Source organism: Hydrogenophaga sp. (assembly GCF_018780385.1).
GTDB lineage: Bacteria > Pseudomonadota > Gammaproteobacteria > Burkholderiales > Burkholderiaceae_C > Hydrogenophaga.
On record NZ_JADMJO010000034.1, the window covers coordinates 1 to 7351 of the forward strand.

The 7351-nt window shown below is 57.6% G+C and carries 6 protein-coding genes; all 6 read right to left on the reverse strand.

Annotated elements, in window-relative coordinates:
- Positions 1-155: 155 nt before the first annotated feature.
- On the reverse strand, positions 156-1280 hold the full coding sequence (locus IV113_RS13265) for a tyrosine-type recombinase/integrase (protein WP_291085735.1): 1125 nt from the start codon (positions 1278-1280) through the stop codon (positions 156-158).
- A gap of 805 nt (positions 1281-2085) precedes the next feature.
- A complete protein-coding gene (locus IV113_RS13270; protein WP_291085737.1) occupies positions 2086-3120 on the reverse strand; it encodes a hypothetical protein in 1035 nt (344 codons plus the stop codon).
- Positions 3121-3362: 242 nt separating this feature from the next.
- Positions 3363-4271, reverse strand: a complete 909-nt coding sequence (locus tag IV113_RS13275) for a hypothetical protein (RefSeq protein WP_291085740.1) — start codon at positions 4269-4271, stop codon at positions 3363-3365.
- A gap of 96 nt (positions 4272-4367) precedes the next feature.
- Entirely contained in the window at positions 4368-4556 is a 189-nt protein-coding gene (locus IV113_RS13280) for a hypothetical protein (RefSeq protein WP_056269337.1), read from the reverse strand.
- Positions 4557-5446: 890 nt separating this feature from the next.
- Positions 5447-5848: a hypothetical protein gene (locus tag IV113_RS13285; protein WP_291085748.1), complete on the reverse strand. Its 402-nt coding sequence runs from the start codon at positions 5846-5848 to the stop codon at positions 5447-5449.
- 16 nt (positions 5849-5864) lie between these two features.
- Entirely contained in the window at positions 5865-6950 is a 1086-nt protein-coding gene (locus IV113_RS13290) for a plasmid segregation protein ParM domain-containing protein (protein WP_291085751.1), read from the reverse strand.
- Positions 6951-7351: the final 401 nt, after the last annotated feature.

Consider the following 7351-nt stretch of genomic DNA (forward strand, 5'->3'; position numbering starts at 1 on the left):
TACTTGGCTACGAACCAAGGGGTCGTGGGTTCAATTCCTGCCAGCCGCACCAGAACATCGTTCTAGAACAACGGGTTAGCTCCAAAAGAGCTAGCCCGTTTTTCTTTGCTGCGGGACTTTTGCGGGACTCGGAATTGATCATCAGCATCCGAGGCTCAAGTCCGTGTGCCGGCTTTCCGCAGCGCATGCTCCGCTTTCAGCGCCTGGAGGCTCTTGTTCCAGCCGTTGGTCGGCTTTGTGATCTTCTCCAGAGCTTCGTGAATCTCTCGGATCTGGGCCATGGAGTAGTGGTCCGTGACGGAGCGATTGCTGTGCCACAGGACGTCCCGCCGGGTCGACTCACTGACGCCAGCCTCACGCAGTCGCATGCCAACCGTATGGCGAAGGTCGTGGACATGCAGATCGCCCAGACCCGCCCTTGAGCGCGCTGCTTGCCATGCGCTGTTGTTCATGGCCTTGATTGGTCCAAGTTCACGGTGGCGCCAAGACATCGCGAAAACGTGGGTCGGGTGGTGCCCCCGCGCTTCCTCAATCACGGCCTGGGAAATGCTGTTGCACACCACCAGCTTTGAAGTGCGGCGCCCCTTGACGTTTTCTGGCGGGGTCTCGAAAACGGAGATGTTGAGCTCCGGCACTGGGATCTCCCAAGCCCATTGGAGATTGCAAACCACATCATCTCGCACGCCACTGTGCAGAGTAAACAGCGCCATGTCGTGAAGATGCTTCGGCAACTCCTTCAGCAAAAGCGCTTGCTCGTCCCAAGTGATCGGCCGTGGAGGACGCTGATGACCTGTCAAAGGCAACATGGTGATCAGGGGGGCAGAGACCAGCCAAGGTTTGCCCGACTCGGGATCGCGCCAAGTTCCCGCTGCCAGATTGAGGACTCGACGCACCGCGCCCAGGCTCAAATTGATCGATTTGTGTGAGATCTTTGCCTCGCGTCGAGCATCAATGAAAGGCTGCAGTGTTCCTGAATGAACTTGCTCAAGCAGAAGGTCGCCAATGTAGGGCATCACGGCCTTCAGGTGATAGCCAGATGACTCCACTGACGCCATATGCGCATTCTCTTCAATGAAGCGCCCAGCAGCTTGGTCAAAGGTAATCTGGGGGGTGGCACCATGGACGCGCGTCTGCCGTAGTGCCTCTAGTTCCCGGGTGAGCCACGCTTCTGCGTCTTCATACGATCCAAAGCTTTGGTAAACCCGAACTCCTTCGACGAACTTATCGACGACCCAGCTGCCGTTTTGCCGTTTGTAGATACCGGTTGATTTTTTTCCCATGGTGTTGCACTCGTTTTTTCTGGTTTTGTCTGCATGTCGTCGGCGCGAGCGATCTCAGTGCCGGGTGCATTGAACATTTCGTATGCGATCGCCTTCACTTCTTCGCAAAGGAACAGGAGAGAAGTGCCTTGCTTTGTTGTTCTCAGGCGCGGCCTGATGTGCGTGTCGAAGTAGTTTGGCTTGACGCAAAGTGCTTGAATGGCGTGTTGGCGGTTCATGCAATACCTAGGGAGCTCATCGTCGAAGTCGGGCCGTGGTTTTTCTTTCATGTGTAGTTCTCTCTGATCAAGATTGCATAGGTCAGTCACTTGTCAAGAGCACGGCAGTACGCAAGCGCCCCAGTGAGGCAAAGCCGAGCCTGGGCACAAACAACTTGCCCAAATGATGAAAAGGAAAAAAATGAAGAGCCCGCTTTGCGAAGAGCGGAACGGAAAATGCCTGTGTGGCCTGCGCAGAAGGCGGCCGGTGCGAAGCTGGCGCGTGAATGGCTGCTAGCTCGCGGTGATTGAAGGATTTCGCCTTCACGCACTTGCGTGCGCCGACCCGGGTATCTAGGTCAGATCAGAATCAACCAGACGACCATGACCAGTCTTTTCATTCGAGACTTGTCACAACGCTGATCTGGGCGGAGTTCACTCATAAACATCAGTGAACTCAAGTTGAAGGAAGGCATGTGCCTTCACGTACTGTCGTACGGTGACTAGAAATGTATTGTGCTGACCGAACCTGGTCAATCGATCACGACCAGTCCTGCACGCTGGCCCTTGTCAGTGCTCGCACGCCTGCCCCAACTGTCCATCGCGTTTCACGCTGGCCCGCGTCTCATGGTCTCGGCGACGACGCCATTGCGTGTGGCCCAAGCAAGCGACAGGACGTGTTTTGCCATGAAACGGCTGGCGTGAGTCATCCGAGGAGTGCCGTCCGCAATATTCAAAACGACGATCCGCGCTGGATGGGTTGCTGCCGCGCTTGCATGCCAGAGTTCCAGAAAGGGTTTCAAGTCATCTCGGGGCCAATGTTGATAAGCAACTTCAAGTTGTGCTGGTCGCTCGTGCTCATCAGCGCTGTTACCGGGAGCTGGAGCAGATGGGTCCATCGCGATCACCTCGACTTTGCAGGTTGGGCTCCGGAACTTGACTGTGTTTGCCAGCGTGCTCGGGAGCATGGCGATGCACTCCGAAGTAGCCGGTACCGGATGTCCCAAGGTCGCAGTCGCCATGTTCACGACCAATCCGATCCTGTGGCGCGTCACTGCCGTACGAAGTTCCTGTAGCACGACCTGCCGGTCTGTGAACTGATTCACTTCGAAGTACCGCTGAGGTGTGAACACCAACAGGATCGGATCATGCTGCTGGTTGACCAGGGCGAGCTTGCCGAGCAGCGCCTCAAGCCGCAGGGATTTTTCACGCTGCACGTCGGGGCTATGCAGCACCCCATGAGATCGATTGGTCGAAACGACCGCGACAGGACCTAAATGGCTCGGCGCAGCCGTCTGGTCAAAGGTTCCGTCTAGAACTACAGTGGCGCAGATGGCCAATGCGAGCGATCGCCCAGATACCACGCTCATCGGTGCGCGTCGCTCGCGTTCTCTGCGAATAGCGGTGACCAGAAACGCGGTCAAAACACCGGTAATCACAAATGTCAGCGGGCCCATTCCGCCTTTGCCGATGAATAGCCAACCCAAGCTCGGATGTGCCAAACCCCATCCACCCATGGGTGTGACAAGTGTGACGACCCACACGCCCAGCATGGTGATGAACCGCCTAAATGCAGTTGGGTGGTGGCCACCAGTGAGCGCCCATGCCGATGCGGAGAAAGCCAAAACCAGGCAAGCGGTCATCAGCCTTTCCCATCCATCGGTGCCCTGTGTGACTAGGAGTTCACCGATAACGTACGGTCCGAGCGCGCCAAGGTAATGGCCAGCGGAGATTGCCAAAGCTCGCATACGCGTTGGCTGAAGTCCGCACATGAAAGGCAGCACGATGCTGAGGGCGCCTCCCCATGCGGTCCCCGGCCAGGCCACATAGCCAAGTGTCAGTCCACAGACGCCAAGCGCAAGCAGATACATCTCAAGACTGCGCTTCACTGCCGTACCCCTGGGTGGCGTGGGGCTAGTAGGCCCATGTGGGAGGCGATTCGTGACAGGCCCGTCGAACCAATCAGATGGGACCGGAGGGGGACGCGAAGCTGGGACGCTGGCTCGCCAGCTCGCGCGAGATGGATCCACCTGCGATCCGCATCGTATCGGTCGAGATGAAGATCCCAGGTGTCATGGCCTGAGAGCGCGATCTCCAGCGTCAACCAGTCGCAGATTCCCTGTGTCAGTGCTTCAGATGCGGGTAACACCGCACCCACTTTCGCGACACATGCCCCTTCGATTTCGAGCACAAATTTCAGGACAGCCATGAGACGCGCGCGCTCCTGCTCACGGCGGAGCCATCGCGTTGGCCAGCCTCGTTCACTGCATGCCACCAGCAGGATGAAGCCGAGGCTCGATGCTGGGCTGTGTGCGGGTTGATGGGCTGGTAGTGCCAGCTCATGCTGAAACGTCGCACCTCCAGGCAGCGCGTGTTCCAGCAAGAAGCGGGTGGTCTCAGGTTCCCAGTGCTCAAGCTCGGCTATCCACGGTAGCCGGCGCAGGATATTTGTGCGTAAGCCTTCGGGCGCCCAATTTTGCAGGGCATCCTGAACCATGTCCCAATGTGCTGAGCGCGGCCGCAGAGCTGGGCCGTTATTGACGTCCACATGGTCCATCTCGCAGAACAGCACGGGAATCGCCAGGAGTTCATTGAAAGTTACTTTTTGGCGGTGCCGGTAGGCCAGCCGGGTCGCCGTCACGGCCAGTTGGTCCAGATCCTCTGCGGTTTGTGCGCCAGGATACATCGCGCTCTCGCCTGTTTGAGGGGAAATGCTCCCGGTAGCCCTGGTCTGCCTTCCCTGTTGTATCTCGCTCAAACACTCCACGAGCAGTGATTGCCGTTCTTCTTTCATGGCATCCCTCCGGTCTGGACGGAGGACTGTTTCGCAGGAACCAAGTTAGATGTCTCCTGGCTTATGCTGATGTGTGATGGTTTTGTCATGGCTGCATCAGTAGTCGCTGTCCTGCCAGAGGCGGTAAAGGTGGTCCTCCTCCATCTGATCTTGAATCTGCTTGTAGGGATCGTCATCGTCGTCATCGGAGTTTGATGATCGGCCTCTCGCGCTGCTGTTGCCTTGAAACGCGATTACGACAACAAAAATCATGAATCCGAGAACCAGCCAGGTTGTGGAGTTCATACCCGAGCTCCTGTGAGGAAGGAACCTCGGCCAAGCGAGCGCCGTGGTTCCCTCGCGATGATTCGTGCAAGGGCCCAACGCAGAAAGCAAATCTGCTCTTGCAGGTTGCTAGGTTCAGGCATCGTGCGCAGCCCAAGCTCGTCGACCATGGCCTCGAGCAGGGGATCCAAAGCACTACTGGTCGCCCAGAACGAGAATGCCAGGCCGGGCCGCAATTGACGCAGCTTCTGCACGAGCAGGTTGCGTCCGCACACTGACTTTAAGAGCCAGTGGGGCGCCCTGGTCATAGATCGATTCAGCGCGGCAACGTCGAAGTGCTGTCTCAGGCTGCGGCGCCACGCCGTGGCGCGAATCGCTTCTTGGTGAGTGGGAGTCATTCGTTCCTCTTGCATGTGATTGGTTAGACCAAGTTCGCACAAGAGGACCTGATGTCAAGGCCGGGCGCTCATTTTTTGTCGACTGCAGCTCGCCTAGCAGGCCGCTGGCAAGCTGAGTACATCCGATGAATGAAATACCTTGTGAGTGCCCCTGTCAGTCCTCACCAAACCAAGTTGCGATGCCCTTCGCAGATGCACGCTTTTCCGCAGCGCTCAGCTTGCTTTCTGAGCATGGGCGCCTAGAATATTTTGGAATGATTGCGTTCAACGAGGAGTTCAAATGACGGCGCCAGACTTGCTCAAAATATTCATGGCTGTGGGAATCTTGGTGGCCATATGTGGAATCCGTTGGCTGAACGGAGCGAGCGCCGAGCTCAAAGAGGAAATGCGGCGTGAGCGAGAGCAGATGGCTCGTGATGAAGAGTCCCTCTGAAATGTTCACATCATCTAGAACTCTTGCTGATTGAGCTGGTGGGTGATCGCGTTGCCTCTTCTTCCCACTCATGGCCCTAGTCAGGCCACAGCCTTTCTATTCTTTGTGCGTTCGTACGCTGGCGCAAACATGGTCTTAAAACTTGCAGCAAAAGGGCTGGCAACTTGTGCACCTTCCTCCGAAGGCTCGGCAGCATTGACCTGGATGTTCTCTAGGGCGCCGAGGGGAATCGATGGAGCCCGAGGAGTCAATGGGACTTCCACTGCAGCTGGCGTGGGGTGTTGTCCGAAGAGTGGTAAGCCCCCACGGTTCATGACTATTCGGAACTGGTAGCCCAGATGAACCAACTGTAGGATCTCCATGTTGAGTCCTGCTGGGCTGATCCCCTTGAGATAGTCCAGGACCCCGACCCCATCGGGGGGAATGGTTAACCGGACCCGCAGAACTTCGCCAGGATTTTTTGATCGTTTTCGCTGCGTCATTGTGTGCTCCGTTTGATCAACGGTTTGCGGAGGCTTCGTTCGCAGAGTAGTCGGCCACTACTTGGAAACCGCGCACGTTGGAGAAGGTTGAGCCACCATCCATCTTCAGGCGACGGCGCAGCTCAGGCGCATGTGCGCGGAGAAACTCAAAGAACACCGCGCCACCGCCGCCACAGACCAAAACGTTGTCGAAGTCGTTCAAGGCGCCTGCCGTGTTGAGCATCGCCTCATATCCACGTCGAAGGACCTCGTTGATGGCACCCTTGTAGCGGGCCATTTCGTAGTCCTCGCCACCAATGCGAACGGTTTCACGGTTGTCGCGGATGGCCATGTCAATCGCCTGAATGACACCGTACTGGTTCTTCAGGTCCGGATGGATCGCTTTGGCCACCTCGTACGCACACGCCAGCATCGACTCTGGATGAGCACCCGAGCGTTCGTAGTTGGGGACCTTGTCGTAGGCCGCCAGAAAGTCAATCGTTCCGCCGCCCACGTCGACCACGAGATTCCACCCGCTCATCTCGAAGTCCTTGTGTGTGAGGCCGTAGTAGTAGAGGGCTCCGAGGGGTTGCACCATGACGGAGGCGTTCAGCACCGTTACGTGCCTTGCACCCACTTCAATATCTGGGCTGGTCACGGCGTGCCGACCGATGACCAGCTCGCGCAGGTGGTTCTCGTATTCGTCAAAGGTGTTGAGGGGGAGTCCTACGGTCAGGTGCTGAATCGTCATCTCTTTCGGATTGCCTTCATCGACCAGCATGTAGTGCATAGCCCCCCGCATGAGCGCGAGGTAGGAGGGAGAGGTGCAGTAGTCCTTCATGACGTGGCGTGGCTGGAGCCCCTTGAGGTGCATCTCGACCCCACGACCGGCAAAGTGTGGCACCCCATCGATTTCGCTGATGCATCCGTCGGCCCCAAGGGTGCCGGGTGCATGTCGGAAAGTGACGCCCGCCCGCAAGGTGGCGGTGATCGACGGAAACAGGTCCGCATGGATGATCGGGACACCTCGTGCCACCTTGTGGCCACAGGTGAACTTGGTATTGGCGTAGCCCACGTCGATGGCTCGTGCGGGAACAGTGATCAGATGTGCGTCGCGTTTCATAGGTCTCTCCAGGTTTCTTGCCTGCACAAAATTGTGCTGCTGGGAATTCTGTTGGGGCCTTCGCACCTCTGCAAGCGATGCGGACCAGTTGTTGGCCACGGGAGGCCAAGTCGGGCCAGTGCAGGCCACAAACTGCAACTCTTGCGAGGCGACCCTTATCCATGCTGTTGTATTGGCCAGGGTGGGCCACCCGAGGCCACTGGCGACCACAAAGTGTTCGCGTGGGAGGCGGGTCCCTACAACAAGTCACAGTAGGGGCCGCAGGAGGCCATGGCAGGCCAGTGGCGGCTTCGACGCACATTGCGCGCGCGGGGCTGAAGCTGGTTTCTTCGAAGGTGAGGCCACGGGTGGCCATGGACGGTCACAACGTGTGGGTCAGCCAAAGAATCGCACCTCACTGC

Bases quoted from the DNA above. Each gene is read 5' to 3' on its own strand.
- IV113_RS13265 (WP_291085735.1), bottom strand. From the start codon at position 1,280: ATGGGAAAAAAATCAACCGGTATCTACAAACGGCAAAACGGCAGCTGG.
- IV113_RS13270 (WP_291085737.1), bottom strand. From the start codon at position 3,120: ATGACCGCTTGCCTGGTTTTGGCTTTCTCCGCATCGGCATGGGCGCTC.
- IV113_RS13275 (WP_291085740.1), bottom strand. From the start codon at position 4,271: ATGAAAGAAGAACGGCAATCACTGCTCGTGGAGTGTTTGAGCGAGATA.
- IV113_RS13280 (WP_056269337.1), bottom strand. From the start codon at position 4,556: ATGAACTCCACAACCTGGCTGGTTCTCGGATTCATGATTTTTGTTGTC.
- IV113_RS13285 (WP_291085748.1), bottom strand. From the start codon at position 5,848: ATGACGCAGCGAAAACGATCAAAAAATCCTGGCGAAGTTCTGCGGGTC.
- IV113_RS13290 (WP_291085751.1), bottom strand. From the start codon at position 6,950: ATGAAACGCGACGCACATCTGATCACTGTTCCCGCACGAGCCATCGAC.